Source organism: Kurthia senegalensis (genome assembly GCF_000285595.1).
Taxonomy (GTDB): Bacteria; Bacillota; Bacilli; order Bacillales_A; family Planococcaceae; genus Kurthia; species Kurthia senegalensis.
Window position 1 is genome coordinate 1 of the sequence record NZ_HE611072.1, and the last position, 15806, is coordinate 15806.

Consider the following 15806-nt stretch of genomic DNA (forward strand, 5'->3'; position numbering starts at 1 on the left):
TGATGTGTGGAGTTGACGAATACTAATAGGTCGAGGACTTAACCAAATATACTTTTATATCAAGTTTTATCCAGTTTTGAAAGAACAATCTTTCAATGAACTTACGCTAAGTTCACAACGTCCATGTTGTAACGCGTAAGTACGTACATCCTTGTACGGAAGTCTAGTAATGATGGCAAAGAGGTCACACCTGTTCCCATGCCGAACACAGAAGTTAAGCTCTTTAGCGCCGATGGTAGTTGGGGGTTCTCCCCCTGCGAGAGTAGGACGTTGCTAGGCACACTAAACACCGACTGTTGGTCGGTGTTTTTTTGTGTTTATTTTTAATTTATACTTGCCTAAATCAGTGTATATATATATCAGTTGAATAGATGAACGATATTTTTCATAAAAAAGTTAAATTTCTTATAAAAAATGATTGACACAATTTATTATATTGAAATAACAAAAAGGAAGTTATTTTCATTGATTTAATGCATTTTCATTGATTTTATTGCATTTTGTATGGAATTCATTGACGATACAGACTATTCATCATTAAAATTAATTGAGAATGATAATCAATTAATTAAATTTGGAGGTAGTATGATGAAAAAATTAGGTTTGTTACTTGTAGCCTTTATGTTGGTGTTTACACTCATTCCAGGAAAAGAAAGCCAAGCGAAATTGAAAGATGGTACGTATAAAGTGAATTATACGGTTATGAATGCACAAGGAAATTCGGTATCTTACGGAAATGATTATTTTGTAAAACCAGCAACTGTTGTCGTTAAAAATGGTAAAATGACGGCTAAAATTACGATTAAGAGAAGTAATTGGATTAAAAAATTTACCGTTTCTACAGGCGGTAATAAAATCGTAAGCAAAAATAAAAAGAAAAACACACGTGTTGTGCAATTTAAATTAAAAACATTAAGCTCAAAAAGCCCAACAAAAGTATCTACTCGTGTAGAAATTCCATCTAAAAAAATATTATCACTCGTATACAATGAAACTGAAATTTGGCAAAGTGAAAAAGGTGAAATAAGTTGAAAAAACTTTATGTACTTTTAGTAGTAGCCTTTACGTTATTACTTGCTGCTTGTGGTTCTGATCAAATAAAAGAAAAAACGACAGAAGCTTCAGCAACTCCTACGAAAACAGTAGTAGCTGGAACGATGGTCGTAGCAGACATTTTAGATCAATTAGAAGTTGATTCAAAAACGGTCGTTGGGATTCCAACGTCTTCACTCGGCAAGCCAGAACGTTATAAAGACGTGAAAGAAATTGGGAATGCGATGAGTCCAGACATGGAAATTGTTAAATCATTAAAGCCGGATGTCTTCGTTTCGGTTACGACATTGGAGTATGATTTGAAACCAGCTGTAAAAAACGTCAACATTGAAGGCGAGTTCATTGACCTTCAAGGTGTTGAAGAATTACAAAAATCAATTCTTCAATTAGGGAAAGAGTTTGGGAAAGAAGAACAGGCAGAAAAATTAGCGACTAAATTTGATAAGAAGTTAAACGAGTTAAAAGAGAAAACGAAAGATCAAGACAAACCTAAAGTGCTAGCTGTACTAGGTGTACCGGGTAGCTACTTAGTCGCAACGGAAAATTCGTATATCGGTAGCTTAATTGAAGCTGCAGGTGGTGAAAATGCGATCAAAGGTCCGTCGGAAGAATATTTAGCTTCTAACACAGAATACTTACAACAAAGTAAACCAGATATTATTTTACGAATGGCACATGGGATGCCGGAAGAAGTAATGGAAATGTTTGATAAAGAATTCAAAACGAATACTGTATGGAAACATTTTGATGCTGTAAAAAATGGTCGTGTGTATGATTTAGAAGAGCCGTTATTCCAAACGACAGCCAATTTACAAGTAGACGATGCTTTAGATGAACTTTATCGCATTTTCTATGCAGAAAAATAGGGGACTATGATGAAAAAGAGAATTACGAGTTTCGTCGTGGTAATTGCGCTTCTTTTAATAACAATCTTTTTGTCGGCAACGACAGGAAGTGTCAGTATGGGATTGACTGAATTTATTCGCGCTTTGTTCGGCGAAGCGAATGAAGATTTTGTTATTATTAAAGATTTGCGTTTTCCACGGATTATTATTGCTATTTTTGCAGGTGCTGCGCTTTCTGTAGCAGGTGCTTTATTGCAAGCGGTTATGCGTAATCCATTAGCAGATGCAGGGGTTATTGGTATTTCTGCAGGTGCTGGATTTATGTCGATGTTTATTATTACATTCGTACCGACGTTGTTTTTCTTCACACCGTTATTTGCTTTTATTGGCGGAGCGATTGCTTGTTTCTTAGTATTCTCTCTCTCATGGAAAGCAGGGCTTGAACCGATGCGTTTAATTTTAGTCGGTATTGCGATTAGCGCGGTATTCACAGGGCTAAAAGAAGCATTCATTATGCTTTGTAGCTATATGAGTGTAACGATTGATGGTTCTTTCACATCGACGATGACGATGAAAACTTGGACAGAAGTAGAAATTATGACAGTCTACGGCTCTATAGGGCTTGTTTTAGCGTTGTTACTCGTAAAATGGTGCAACTTATTAGCTTTAGATGACAAGACCGTTAAAAGCCTTGGATTCCCTTTAATGACAGCTCGTATCGTTATTGCAGCCGTAGCTGTGTTACTATCTGCGATTGCAACGTATGTAGCAGGGGTTATTTCATTCGTCGGTTTACTAGTGCCACATATTGCGAGAAGACTCGTTGGAAACGATTATAAGTACGTTATTCCGTTTTCAATTTTAGCGGGTGCATTGTTAATTCTTGTAGCAGATACGCTCGGAAGAATTTTAATTCCACCTCAAGAAATTCCTGCGTCTACATTGATGGCAATTATCGGTGGACCTTTCTTAATTTTCTTATTGAGAAGAGGTGACCGTAAAGCATGATTATTGACCAAATTTCAATGTCTTACGACGGGAAAAGAAAACATTTAGACGATGTGTCGACTGAATTACTAAAAGGAAAGATTACGACGATTATCGGACCGAATGGTAGTGGGAAATCTACATTGTTAAGCGTAATTTCGCGCAATCATATGCCGAAGTCAGGTGAAGTGTTATTAAACGGTTTAAACATTGCGGAGTTTAAAGCGAAAGATTTTGCGAAGCAGCTTGCGATTGTTTATCAGCACAATACGTCTCCAGATGGTTTGACAGTTGAGAAGCTCGTCGCTTTCGGTCGAGTACCGTATCAATCATTCATTAAACGTCCATCTGAAGAAGATACGCAAGTGATCGATTGGGCTTTAGAAAGTACGAATTTATTAGAGAAGCGTGAAACGGCATTAACAGACCTTTCTGGCGGTGAAAGACAGCGTGTGTGGATTGCAATGGCATTAGCACAAAAAACGCCGATCCTTTGCTTAGATGAGCCGACAACGTATCTTGATATGTACTATCAATTAGAGTTGCTTGATTTAGTGAAGCGTCTTAACGAAGAGCATGGGTTAACGATCGTGATGGTTCTTCACGATATGAACCAAGCGATTCAATATAGTGATCACATCATTTTAATGCAGCAAGGTAAAATCATCGCGGAAGGCGAGCCGACAGAAGTTATTACGACTGAACGCGTTCGTGAAGTGTATAACGTAGAAGCGAAAATTTATGCAGATGATGAAGCGGGTATTGTTGTCGTTCCGATGAAAACAGCCACGATGAGCTAAATAAAAAACAGGAATCCATTTTGGATTCCTGTTTTTTGTTTACAGAGATTGTTTACGATTTTGTAATAGCGTTGGTAATGTCATGCCGACGACGACAAAAACAATACCAGCAACTTGTAACCAAGTTAGTGCTTCGTGAAGAACGATTACGGAAGCGAGAATAGCGACAGGAAGTTCTGTAGCGCTTAAAATAGATGCCATACTTCCGCCGACTTTCGGTACGGCAATAGAGAATAAAACAATCGGTAAAATAATACCGAAGAAGCCTAATGCTAAACCAAAGTATAATAGCTCAGTCGTAAATAACGTACCGTCTACAATGACACGAGGTTCTTGGAACAGTAAAATCATAATGAGTGAGAAAAACGACATGATTGTCATACGAGAAATAGGTGTAACACCTTCGACTTGTTTGGAATTAAATTGCATGAAGCAAGCGAAGCTAAATGCGGCAGCTAATCCGTATGCCCAACCACGCCAATCAAGACCTGATAAATCTGCGTCAATGACACCTGCAGCTAGAAGTGTTCCAATGACTAAAATAATAATTGAAATGACTTCTGCACGCTTCGGTAAACGACGATGAATCAAGCAATCGAGTAGTACGCCCATCCAAGTGAATTGGAAAAGCATAACGACTGCTAATGAAGCGGGTAAATAGTGAACAGATTGACCGTATACGATCCCTGTTAATCCTGTGAAAAGACCAGAGCATAAAATAATTAAAAATCCTTTACCATTTAATTTAGGCAAAGTACGTTGTGTCGTAATGAATAAGATGACGGCGAGTAAAAAGCCGATAACGTATTGACTTGTGACAGCTTCAGACGTAGTGAAGCCATGTTCCATCGCTACTTTAATCATCGTTGATAAGATGCCGTAACAGCTTGAACCGATAATGATTAAGAGCGGATACAATAATTTATTGTTCATAATCAAAGACTCCTCAAATAAATTTCGCTTTTCTCATCATAACAATTCTTCGTATAATGAAAAAGGACATATGTCCATAAAGGGGGATTTAGGTGAAAAATTACAATAATCCACTATATTTACAAAAGATTATCCGATTATATCATTTTGAAGAAATTTTCCCGACGATACGAAAGATGCCCGTTCAACTGTTTTCATATGAAGCGGATGAAATTATTTTGGCAGAAGGACAACCGATGGATGCGTTGTTGTATTTAGTTGAAGGGAAAATTAAAGCGACCGCTAGCGTAGGAAACGGGAAGTCGTTGCTACTTCGCTTTAATCAGCCATTATCGATCGTAGGGGATATTGAATGGGTGCGCCGAATTGACGTCCAATCGCAAATTACAGCGGTGACGGATTGTATATTTTTAGCCGTCCCATTTGAGCATTTGTATCAACATGAAATGAAAAATGCGCTCTTTTTACAAGATTTATTGCAGCAAGTGACGTATAAGTTACAAACGAATACGACCGCGTCACGCGTAAATTTATTAGCATCGGTAGATCAGCGGTTCGCTAGTTATTTATTGTCTGTAAAATCGACGGAAAATCGTTTCGGTGTTGAAATGCATACGGAAAATAGTAGCGAAATTGCGGATTTATTAGGGACGACACAAAGGCATTTGAATCGCGTTATTAAAAAGTTAATGGAGCAAGGTATTATCGAGAAGCAACAACGGAAAATTCGCATATTGGACGAAGGAGCGCTAGAACAATTAGCACAGGGGATGCGTTATGAATAATAAGAAGACAAGATAAAAGAGCCAACTCTATGAGCTGGCTCTTTTTTTATTGAATACTATGAAAGAGGTTTTACGAGGTGATCGAATTCTTCTCCGATAATCATCCAAGGTTCTGAGTAAACGTATCCTACTTTTTCGTAAAGATGGCGGGCACGTACTTTTGTTTTTCTACGCTTAAAGAAACTTTTGTGTATCCTTTTTGCTTCGCAGCTACATCAGCATATTGTAATAATTTCGTACCGATACCGTGTCCACGATGATTTGGTGATGCACAAATCGTATCGATGTAAAATTCATCTGGACGTGCTTCGATTTCGATTGTCGGTACAGTAGCACCTTTTTCGCGCAACCAATTTTCTAAGTTGTGATCTAATTCGGGTGCTTGGTCTCCACCATATGTGACCATGATGCCAGCAACTTGTCCATCAAGTTCTGCAACATGTGTATTTAAATAAGAGTGACGGTTATCTGTACGTTGGAACAGTTCGATAAGCCCTTCGATAATTTTTTCAGAGACAGTCTCACCTGTTAAGTGGTCAGCAATCTCTCCAATCGCATCGATAATAAGTGGTGCAGCGGCTACTGCATCTTCTGGTTTCGCCTGACGAATAATAACATCCATAAAATATCCTCTCCTGACTACTTAACAGTATAACAAATTCAACAGAAAAATAATAAAATCGCTATTTGATGTGACAAATATGAACGGAAATATGCTCTTTTTTTAATAAAAGTGAATTATTTTTTTCTAATTACTTTTGTGTCGTCAGACTTCGTGATAGGATAGAAGGAAGATTTAATAATTGAAGGAGTTTAGTAATGACACAGTCCAAAAAAGAATTCGTTTTAGTATATGGAGACGCATTTGTCGATTTCATTTCAAACGATCGAACAAATACAACGTTTACGAAGTTTTTAGGGGGAACAACTGTTAATGTAGCAGCGGGGATTGCTCGTATTGGAGCACCTGCTTCATTAATTACGATTACAGGGGATGACGAAGTTTCAAAATTCGTCCGCCGAGAAATTGAAAAAGAAGGCGTATCATTAGATTATGCAAAAATCGTACCAGAAAAACGCGTAACTGGGGTACATGTTCACCTATTGGAAGGCAATGAACGTATGTTTACGGATTATATGGACGAAACACCAGACTTACAAGTGGAAATCGAACATTTAAATGAAGAAGCTTTTGAAAAAGCATCTGTATTTAATTTTTGTTCGAACACAATGTTCCACCCAACAGCGCTTGCAACGACAAAAGCTGCATTAGCGATGGCACAAAAACACGAAGCAATTATCGCGATGGATGCGAATATTCGTCCACTTCGTTGGGAAAGTCCTCAACAGTGTCATGACACAATTGGCGAATTTTTATCTCAAGCAGATGTTTTAAAATTAGCTGATGAAGAAATGTTCTTCTTAACGGAAACGAAAACAATTGAAGACGGTATTGCGAAATTAGCTCAATACAATATTGGACTTGTTATGATTACGGTCGGTGCAGATGGCACGTACTTAGTAATGAATGGCCAAACGGTACACGTACCTTCAATTGAAATTGTCTGTGTAGATACGACAGGTGCAGGCGATGCATTCATGTCAGGTATTTTACGTCAAATCCATTTGAATGGTATGCCAAAAACAATTGAAGAAGCACGTGATTACGTGTATTTTGCAAACCGCTTAGGTGCGTTTGCTGCAACGAAGGCAGGCGCTATTACAGCGATGCCACATTTACATGAAATTCAAGAATTACTTAAATAAAGATTAAAAAACCGCGTCTTTTGCTTTTGCAAAAGACGCGGTTTTTTTATTAAAGGGCTTCAAATTCAGGAAGTTTTTTTGCTTCTACCGGATCAATGAAGCCATTATCAATCGTAATTTCATGAAGGGAATCACGATACATAAATTTGAAAACGCCGTTATCAAAATCTGTACCGGTTTCTTTAAAGAAAATTCCTTCACAAACGAAATTTTTCTGACAAACGAAAGAAACTTTATAATCACCTTGGTCATCAATCAAGTAAGCACGCTCGCCTTTTTCGAACAATGTTTCATCTGTTTGAACGACGTGTCTTTCGACAGAGACGACGTGAAGGTCTACGAAAGGAACGGCTTTCAACAATAGGTTAATGAAAGAACCTTGTGTAATTTCTTCCCATCTACTTTGCGCAGTTTGACCGATAATAGCTTGTGTAATATTAAACTCGTTACAAACTTCTGCGATGATTTTTTGCACAGGTCGTGTTTCGTTATCACGTACGATGAATTGTTCAATTTCAAGTTCATCTGCGAGCGTTTGCCAATGCGTAATCGTATCTAATTTTGTTTGATCAAATTGCTCTTTTGGCAATCGATCAATCGTCAAAACATAGAGTGGGCAATCGAGCATTTTAGCGATTTTATGCCCACGACGAATGAGGCGCTCCCCGTTAGGACCGTAGTAAACACAAACTAAAATACTCTCATCCATACGTCCACGTAAATATTTCACGATTTTTCCCACCTTTTCTTTAGTGTCTCTAGTGCTGTGGAATGAAATCACTCCACATGTCGTGTATACTTTTTAGTATAAACATAGCGTAAAATAGCATAAAGACCAATTAAAATAGCTGTTAATTGTTCATTATGATTGGTTTTAATAATTGCGTCAAGTGAATCAACAAAAAGGGGGCAGTTCTTTTGTGACAATTTTTTTAGCGATTTGTATTCCGTTTCTAATGGCACTACTCGTGCCACTCATGTATACATTTTTTCCTAAATTCAAAATCGGCTGGTTCGTGCTTATTGCACCATTAGCCGTATTGGGCATTTTAGCATCGTACATTCCGAAAATTGCTGGAGGGCAAACGGCAATTTATACATATGATTGGGTTCCTTCTTTAGGAATGTCCATTACAGTGTATTTAGATGGTCTCAGCATGATTTTCAGCTTGTTAATTTCAGGCGTTGGAGCGCTCGTTATTTTATACGCGATTCATTATTTATCATCGAAAGAAGCACTACATCATTTTTATTGTTATTTATTACTTTTCATGGGCGCAATGCTCGGCGTTGTATTCTCGGATAACATGATGGTTTTATACGCTTTTTGGGAATTAACGAGTGTTTCATCATTCCTTCTAATCGCTTTTTGGCATCACCGACATGCTTCTCGAACAGGAGCAAGAAAATCGATGCTTATTACGGTTACAGGTGGCATAACGATGCTCATCGGTTTTTTATTACTACATGAAATGACTGGAACGTTTAGCATTCGTAAAACGATTGAGCAAGCAGCTATACTTTATGATCACCCATTATTTATCGGGGCATTAATTTGTGTGCTCATTGGGGCATTTACGAAATCTGCACAATTCCCATTCCACATTTGGTTGCCAGATGCGATGGAAGCGCCAACGCCAGTTAGTGCTTACTTGCATTCTGCTACGATGGTGAAGGCAGGGATTTATATTGTGGCACGTTTCACACCTATTTTTGCTTACGGGTGGACGTGGTTTTGGCTCGTAACGTTTGTCGGATTGATTACGCTCGTTTGGGGATCATTCAATGCGGTGAAACAGACGGACTTAAAAGCATTACTCGCTTTTTCAACGATTAGTCAGCTCGGCTTAATTATGAGCTTACTCGGCATGGGGTCTTTTGCATATCATGTACAAATCGATACTTCAACGATTATTTATACACAAGCAACGTTCGTTGCCTTGTTCCATTTAGTGAATCATTCCACATTTAAAGGTGCATTATTTATGGCTGTCGGCATTATTGACCACGAAGCCGGAACGCGTGATATTCGACGTTTAGGCGGATTAATGTCTCTCATGCCAATTACGTTTACGATTACGGTTATTGGGAGTATGTCGATGGCAGGCTTGCCACCGTTCAATGGCTTTTTAAGTAAAGAGCTATTTTTCAGCTCAGCTCTCGCTACAGCGAGTATAGATATGACCTCCCTTCCTAGTATCGTGGCGCTCGTGCCAATCATGGCATGGGTCGCTAGTATTTTCACATTTATTTATAGTTGTATTCTCGTCGTTAAAACATTTTTCGAATCACCTAAAAAATTACCAGACGTCAAAATTCATGAAGCACCAATCGGCATGTTAATTTCACCGATTATACTCGTTTCTTTCGTATTCGGAATTTTCTTATTCCCGAATACGTTAGCGAAATATATTTTATCTCCAGCGATGCTGAGCATTTATCCACAAGGAGCTTCACAAGAAATGATGACACCGCATATTTCTGCGTGGCACGGTTTCAATACGGAGCTTTGGATGACGATTGGTGTCGTTGTCGCCGGTATTATTTTATTTAAATTATTACCGAAGTGGAAAGGAATTTATAATCGACTCCCGAAACATCTTACGCTGAATGGCTTGTTCAACCGAGCATTGTATGAAGCTGAAAACGTTTCATCATTCATTACGCGACTGTATATGACGGGTTCATTACGTCAATATATGCTTTTCGTTTATATCGTATTACTTGGTGTCGTCGGCGGATATTTTGCTTTGAATGACGCTTTCAACTTTAGTATGGATAACAACGCGCCGATTCACATTTATGAAGTAATACTCGTCGGGGTGATGGGGGCAGCGGCAATTGCGATGCTGTTCGTTTCTTCGCGCGTCACAGCGACGGTGCTAAATGGTATTATCGGGTACGGTTTATCGATTTTCTTCGTTATTTTTAGAGCGCCAGATTTAGCGTTGACGCAGTTAATCGTAGAGTCTGTGACGACGGTATTATTTTTACTTTGCTTTACGTATTTACCAGCATGGAAAAAAGACCGCCTACCGTCTCGTACGAAAATAATGAATGGTATTATTTCAGTAGCTGTCGGTATGACAGTCGTTGCTATTTCATTATCAGTTCTACACTTTAATGAATTTAAAACGATTTCATCTTATTTTGAAAATGCGTATGAATTAGCTGGTGGGAAAAATATCGTTAATACGATTTTAGGTGATTTCCGTGCATTCGATACGATGTTAGAAGTAGTCGTTCTTTGTATTGCGAGTATCGGTGTTTACCAAATGATTCGTCTAAGAATGAAAAAAGGAGGAGACCGTCATGAGAATAAATGATTTGTTGTTAAAGACGGTCGTTCGAATTGTTGTATTCATTATTTTAACGTTAGCAATTTATTTATTTTTTGCAGGGCATTATTCACCCGGTGGTGGTTTCATCGGTGGTTTAGTTATTGCGTCAGCATTCGTTTTACTTTATTTGACATACGATTTAGAAACGGTACAAAAAGGAATTCCTGTCGATTTTAAAGTCGTCGCGGCGATTGGTGTGTTACTCGCTGTTGGGACGGGCTTCGGCTCGGTTCTTTTCGGTGTCGATTTTTTAACGCAAACGGCACATCATTTTAATTTACCGCTCGTTGGCGATAAGGAATTAGGGACGGTTATGATTTTTGAATTAGGCGTTGCCCTAACAGTTGTTGGGGTCGTCATGACGATTATTACGAGCATTGCAGAAGGGGATGAGGATTAAATGGAAACGATTATGATTATACTCATCGGCGTCCTCGTTACGGTCGCAACGTATTTTATCCTTTCTAAAAATGTTATTCGTATTATTTTAGGAACAGCGTTATTGTCACATGCTGTGCATATGTTAATTTTGACAATCGGTGAAGTGAAAAAAGGGGAAGCTCCTATTTTAGGAACAGATGGTTCTACGTATACAGATGCGTTACCACAAGCATTAATTTTAACCGCTATTGTGATCGGTTTTGCGGTAACCGCTTTCGTTCTCGTTTTAGCATTCCGAACGTATAAGACGAATGGGACAGACAACTTAGAAGAAATGCGAGGGGATGATTATGAATAATTTAATCGCTATGCCGCTCGTGATACCGATCATCGTGGCGATGATTCTCCTATTAATCCGCAGGAAAGTTATTTTACAACGCGTGATGATGACGCTGACGTTACTCGGTTTAATTGTTGTGAGTGCGATGCTCGTGCAAGGTGTACAAACATCCGATATTCAGCGTCTTGATTTTGGTGGATGGGAGCCGCCTTACGGTATTTTATTCGTCGCAGATGGCTTCTCGACATTGCTCGTATTGATGGCATGTATCATTACGCTATGTTGTACGCTTTTTGCTTTTCGTTCGTTCACGCGCAAGTTTGAAGAAATGTTCGTTTATCCGCTCATTTTATTAATGCTTGCAGGCGTAAACGGATCTTTCTTAACAGGTGACTTATTTAATTTATTCGTCTGTTTTGAAGTGATGCTACTCGCTTCTTATGCACTTATTGCACTTGGGGGGAGAAGTATTCAACTACGTGAGTCATTGAAATATGTCATTACGAATATCGTCGCTTCGTGGTTGTTCCTCGTAGCGATTGCCTTTTTATATGGCACAATCGGAACGTTAAATATGGCACATATCGCACAACGTGTTATGGAACTTGGACCGACGCCGCTCATTACGACGATTGCTTTATTATTTTTCATCGTCTTTTCTTTAAAGGCGGGCTTATTACTATTCTTCTGGTTACCAGGTTCTTATAGTGTGCCTGTGACGTCGATTGCGGCCTTGTTTGCGGCTTTATTAACGAAGGTAGGGATTTATGCTATCGTTCGAACGTTCACGCTTCTGTTCACGACAAGTGGTACAATCGTTCATCAAGTCGTGATGGTCTTTGCTGTATTGACAGTCATTGCTGGTTGTTTCGGAGCGCTCGCGTATAAAGATTTGCGCCAAATTGCGGCGTATCAAGTCGTTATTGGTGTCGGTGTCGTTATGATGGCAGTCGTTGCGAACAATGAAAGCGCGTATGAAGGAGCGGTCTTTTATTTAATGCATGACATGATTGGAAAGGCGATGCTCTTTTTAATCGTCGGTGTCATGATTTACGTAACGAAAAAAACGAGTTATGCCGATATGAGTGGATTGATTCGTCATTATCCCGTTTTCGGATGGCTGTTCTTTATCGTCATGCTCATGTTGACAGGTATTCCACCTTTAAGTGGATTTATCGGAAAAATGTTATTAGGACAAGGGTTAATCGCTTCTGGGTCTTACGTGCTTGTTGCTATTAGCTTCGCTTCAAGTATCGTTATTTTATTGTCATTGCTGCGCGTTATGTTACAAGCTATTTTCGGTGAATCAAACATCGCGGAGGAAGATAAAATCAAACTATCTCCGTGGCTCGTAGCACCGATTGCGCTGTTAGGCTGTTTATCTTTAGCACTCGGTGTATTTGCGGAAAATATCGTTCCGTACGTACAAAATGCATCATATGTTTTAGTTAATCCACAAGTATATATTGACGCGATTTTAAACAAATAAAAGGGGGGAGATACGATGGCATCACAATTTATTTTAAATTTATTAATTGCCGTACTTTGGATGCTTCTTCAAGATGAGGACGGCATTCATTTAACGACATTTTTTAGTGGCTTCTTCATAGGAATGGTCGTTTTGTATTTAATGCATCGCTTTTTCGGAACTGCCTTTTATTTACGTCGCTTGTTCGCTGTCGTCAAATTAATTTTATTGTTTAATAGAGAGTTAATTATGTCGAGTGCGCTCGTCATTCGCCAAATTTGCAGTCCAAAGTTAAATATTACACCGGGAATTTTCACGTATAAAACTGAATTGAAATATGAAACGGAAGTTGCAGCACTTTCTATTTTGCTTACGTTGACACCAGGTTCTGTCGTTATGGAAGTATCCCCGGAAGGGAATGTTTTGTACATTCATGCGACGGATATGGGGGCAGCTCGTGTTTCAATTTTAAAATCAATGGAACAATTTGAAAAAGCGATTATGGAGGTGACGAGAAACTATGATTAAAGCAGTACTTGGCCTAGCACTCCTCTTCTTTTCTATAACGATTGTTATTTGCTTGTATCGTGCTATTAAAGGACCGACTTTACCTGACCGTGTTATTGCACTCGATACGATCGGTGTGAACTTGTTGTCGATGGTAGCAATCATTTCATTGTTACAAGAGACGACAGCTTATTTAGAAGTCATTTTAATTTTAGGAATCTTATCGTTTATCGGAACGATTGCTTTTTCAAAATTTATTGAACGAGGTGTTATTATTGAGCGTAAATCAGATCGGTGAAGCACTAGGCGCATTTATTATATTATTTGCGAGTATTATGAGTGTCATTAGCGCATTCGGTCTTATTCGTATGCCAGATATTTATACGCGTTCACATGCGGCGACGAAAAGTTCGACCCTCGCTGTATTGCTCGCACTCGTTGGGGCTTTTATTTATTGTTTAGCTGTTTTCCATTTTGTAAGTATTCGTCTTCTTTTAGGTATCGTATTTGTCTTTTTAACGGCACCTGTAGCAGGACATTTAATTTGTCGAGCTGCTTACCGCTCTGGCGTACCTTTAGATGCACGCTCAGGTGACGATGCACTGAAAGAAAAGCTTTTTAAAGAACCACGAAAAAAAACAATGCCTAAATAACTGTTTTTGTACGTGTATTTGGAAGAAAATATAGAATATAGCTAGATAAATTACATTGACATAATTTACAATAAAGGAAGAGGTGATTGAAGATGAATATAACGCTGTTTGGAGCGACGGGACGTGTCGGAGCTGTTTTTTTGAAAAAATGTTTAGAAGAAGGGCATCATGTCACAGTTCTCGTTCGCCATATAAATACGCTACCGAGTGATGAGCGTTTGTCGATATGTGTTGGTGATGCAATGAATTATGAACACGTAGAAGAAGCGATTATGTCTGCTGATTTAGTCGTCAGTGCGCTTGGTACGGATGGTACGACAACGTTAACGACGTCGATGCAACATATGATTGATAGTTGTTTGAAACTTCGTATCTCTCGAATCGTCTCTATTGGAACGGCTGGTATTTTGCAAAGTCGTATTGAAAAAAATAAATTACGTTACTTATCGGTAGAAGCGAGACGTACGAAAACATTTGCGGCGTCTGAGCATGCGAAAGTTTATAAGATGTTACAGCAATCCACATTAGATTGGACGATCGTTTGCCCGACAGCTTTACCGATGGGAGAACGAACAGGGATATACCGTGTTTCGGCGGATTTTTTACCGGAAGATGGCATGCGTATTTCTGTATTTGATACGGCTGATTTCACGTATGATGTTTCAATGAATAACCTCTACGTACATAAGAGAGTCGGGATTGCCTATTAATAGATGTTTTAGGATGTGTTCATATGCCAAAAAGAAGTAAGCTTATGATGATTGCTTTATCAATCGGCGTAGCACTTGGTTATAAAAAAAGGAAAGAAGAACCGAAAGAGCCTTCGTGGTTTCGCTCTGTTCAAAATAGTGAGCTCAAAGCTGTTCGTAAGTTTTTGCATAAAGGACAAAATGTTAATGTTGTGAATCGACGTGGACGTTCTGCTTTAATGATGGCGACATACAATCACCATACACCGCTCGTTCAATTATTGATCGAAGCAGGAAGTGATGTAAATCAGCAAGACGATATGAAAAATTCTCCTTATTTATACGCAGCAGCGGAAGATTATATAGACGTATTGCCGTTAATGAAAAACAAAATCGACGAGACCGTGACGAATCGTTATGGAAGTACAGCACTTATTTTAGCTTGTGAATCTGGTTCAGTAGATAGTGTTCGTTGGATTTTAGAAAATACGAACACGGATATTGATACGACTAATCAACTCGGTTGGACAGCTTTACTCGTCGCTATTTTATTCGGTGATGGTAGTAAAAAATATGTGGAGATTATTGCGGCACTCGTCGAAGCAGGTGCGAATATTAATATGAGTGATAAAGACGGCGTAACGCCTCTTGAACACGCAGAAAAATTAGGATACAAAGAGATTGGGCTCCTATTAGAATTGCATCAAAAAGTAAGGTAAAATACGTGCAACAATCGAATTTAATCTAGGAAATGACGAAAATTTCAAAGAATTGTAGAATATTTTGTTCGACATTTAGGTAGAAATCGTTATATAATGAATGTAATAAAGAAATCGGTTCATCGTAATTAACACATTCACTTGTTTGAAGAAGGGCCGTGTTCACACGAGTCTACTTTAACAAGTGAATTTTTTTACCAATTGAAAGATCTCTATTATTAATATTTTTTAGGAGGTCATTACACATGACACAAGGTACAGTAAAATGGTTTAACGCAGAAAAAGGTTTCGGTTTCATCGCAGTTGAAGGCGGCGAAGACGTATTCGTACACTTCTCAGCTATCCAAACTGAAGGTTTCAAAACTTTAGAAGAAGGTCAAAAAGTTCAATTCGATATCGAAGAAGGCAACCGCGGACCACAAGCTGCAAACGTTGAAAAAATCTAGTTTGCTTTAAAAGAAGTCAGGATTTCCTGACTTCTTTTTTTTATGCATTTTTTTCTGTATTCGTTAATTATTTTAAAAAAGTGCTACAATCT

19 protein-coding genes and 1 rRNA gene are annotated in these 15806 nt (G+C 38.6%); 17 read left to right on the forward strand and 3 right to left on the reverse strand.

The window, feature by feature from the left end; all coding sequences use genetic code 11:
• Positions 1–162: 162 nt before the first annotated feature.
• From rrf to KSHG_RS14505, 5 genes are all read left to right on the forward strand, one after another.
• A 5S ribosomal RNA gene (gene rrf, locus KSHG_RS14485) occupies positions 163–279 on the forward strand.
• Between the two features lie 306 nt (positions 280–585).
• Positions 586–1032: an NEAT domain-containing protein gene (locus KSHG_RS17140; protein WP_235728390.1), complete on the forward strand. Its 447-nt coding sequence runs from the start codon at positions 586–588 to the stop codon at positions 1030–1032.
• Positions 1029–1919, forward strand: coding sequence for a heme ABC transporter substrate-binding protein IsdE (isdE, locus tag KSHG_RS14495; RefSeq protein WP_010308655.1), 891 nt, complete (start codon positions 1029–1031; stop codon positions 1917–1919). The genes KSHG_RS17140 and isdE overlap by 4 nt, the downstream gene beginning before the upstream one ends.
• Positions 1920–1928: 9 nt before the next feature.
• The gene (locus tag KSHG_RS14500; RefSeq protein ID WP_010308658.1) at positions 1929–2906 is read left to right on the forward strand and encodes a FecCD family ABC transporter permease; all 978 of its coding nucleotides are present in this window, start codon (positions 1929–1931) and stop codon (positions 2904–2906) included.
• Positions 2903–3685 carry an ABC transporter ATP-binding protein gene (locus tag KSHG_RS14505; RefSeq protein WP_010308662.1) on the forward strand — a complete coding sequence of 261 codons (783 nt, stop codon included), beginning with the start codon at positions 2903–2905 and terminating at the stop codon, positions 3683–3685. The genes KSHG_RS14500 and KSHG_RS14505 overlap by 4 nt, the downstream gene beginning before the upstream one ends.
• 39 nt (positions 3686–3724) lie before the next feature.
• On the opposite strand, the gene KSHG_RS14510 is transcribed toward KSHG_RS14505, so the two are convergent.
• On the reverse strand, positions 3725–4618 hold the full coding sequence (locus KSHG_RS14510; RefSeq protein ID WP_010308666.1) for an EamA family transporter: 894 nt from the start codon (positions 4616–4618) through the stop codon (positions 3725–3727).
• A gap of 92 nt (positions 4619–4710) precedes the next feature.
• Here KSHG_RS14510 and KSHG_RS14515 point away from each other — a divergent pair, with 92 nt between their 5' ends.
• A complete protein-coding gene (locus KSHG_RS14515; protein ID WP_010308670.1) occupies positions 4711–5403 on the forward strand; it encodes a Crp/Fnr family transcriptional regulator in 693 nt (230 codons plus the stop codon).
• A gap of 127 nt (positions 5404–5530) precedes the next feature.
• Here the strand turns inward: KSHG_RS14515 and KSHG_RS17145 are convergent, their stop codons facing one another.
• Positions 5531–6025 (reverse strand): GNAT family N-acetyltransferase, encoded by a 495-nt coding sequence (locus KSHG_RS17145; RefSeq protein WP_010308674.1) that lies wholly within the window; start codon positions 6023–6025, stop codon positions 5531–5533.
• A gap of 197 nt (positions 6026–6222) precedes the next feature.
• Here KSHG_RS17145 and KSHG_RS14525 point away from each other — a divergent pair, with 197 nt between their 5' ends.
• A complete protein-coding gene (locus KSHG_RS14525) occupies positions 6223–7170 on the forward strand; it encodes a carbohydrate kinase family protein (protein ID WP_010308678.1) in 948 nt (315 codons plus the stop codon).
• 49 nt (positions 7171–7219) lie between these two features.
• Here the strand turns inward: KSHG_RS14525 and KSHG_RS14530 are convergent, their stop codons facing one another.
• Positions 7220–7900, reverse strand: a complete 681-nt coding sequence (locus KSHG_RS14530) for an adenine nucleotide alpha hydrolase family protein (protein ID WP_010308682.1) — start codon at positions 7898–7900, stop codon at positions 7220–7222.
• 190 nt (positions 7901–8090) lie between these two features.
• Between KSHG_RS14530 and KSHG_RS14535 the strand changes: the two genes are divergently transcribed.
• From KSHG_RS14535 to KSHG_RS14580, 10 genes are all read left to right on the forward strand, one after another.
• Complete coding sequence (locus KSHG_RS14535; protein WP_010308687.1) at positions 8091–10496, forward strand: Na+/H+ antiporter subunit A; 2406 nt, start codon at positions 8091–8093, stop codon at positions 10494–10496.
• Positions 10483–10911, forward strand: coding sequence for a Na(+)/H(+) antiporter subunit B (locus KSHG_RS14540; protein ID WP_010308691.1), 429 nt, complete (start codon positions 10483–10485; stop codon positions 10909–10911). The genes KSHG_RS14535 and KSHG_RS14540 overlap by 14 nt, the downstream gene beginning before the upstream one ends.
• Positions 10912–11250 carry a Na(+)/H(+) antiporter subunit C gene (locus KSHG_RS14545; RefSeq protein ID WP_010308694.1) on the forward strand — a complete coding sequence of 113 codons (339 nt, stop codon included), beginning with the start codon at positions 10912–10914 and terminating at the stop codon, positions 11248–11250.
• On the forward strand, positions 11243–12721 hold the full coding sequence (locus KSHG_RS14550; protein ID WP_026022625.1) for a Na+/H+ antiporter subunit D: 1479 nt from the start codon (positions 11243–11245) through the stop codon (positions 12719–12721). The genes KSHG_RS14545 and KSHG_RS14550 overlap by 8 nt, the downstream gene beginning before the upstream one ends.
• Before the next feature lie 15 nt (positions 12722–12736).
• On the forward strand, positions 12737–13228 hold the full coding sequence (locus KSHG_RS14555; protein WP_010308700.1) for a Na+/H+ antiporter subunit E: 492 nt from the start codon (positions 12737–12739) through the stop codon (positions 13226–13228).
• Complete coding sequence (locus KSHG_RS14560) at positions 13221–13505, forward strand: Na(+)/H(+) antiporter subunit F1 (RefSeq protein ID WP_010308704.1); 285 nt, start codon at positions 13221–13223, stop codon at positions 13503–13505. The genes KSHG_RS14555 and KSHG_RS14560 overlap by 8 nt, the downstream gene beginning before the upstream one ends.
• Positions 13483–13860, forward strand: a complete 378-nt coding sequence (locus tag KSHG_RS14565; RefSeq protein WP_010308707.1) for a Na+/H+ antiporter subunit G — start codon at positions 13483–13485, stop codon at positions 13858–13860. The genes KSHG_RS14560 and KSHG_RS14565 overlap by 23 nt, the downstream gene beginning before the upstream one ends.
• Before the next feature lie 92 nt (positions 13861–13952).
• On the forward strand, positions 13953–14570 hold the full coding sequence (locus KSHG_RS14570; RefSeq protein WP_010308710.1) for an NAD(P)-dependent oxidoreductase: 618 nt from the start codon (positions 13953–13955) through the stop codon (positions 14568–14570).
• 23 nt (positions 14571–14593) lie between these two features.
• A complete protein-coding gene (locus tag KSHG_RS14575) occupies positions 14594–15268 on the forward strand; it encodes an ankyrin repeat domain-containing protein (protein ID WP_026022626.1) in 675 nt (224 codons plus the stop codon).
• A 245-nt stretch (positions 15269–15513) separates the two neighbouring features.
• A complete protein-coding gene (locus tag KSHG_RS14580; protein ID WP_010308717.1) occupies positions 15514–15714 on the forward strand; it encodes a cold-shock protein in 201 nt (66 codons plus the stop codon).
• The last annotated feature ends 92 nt before the right edge of the window (positions 15715–15806 follow it).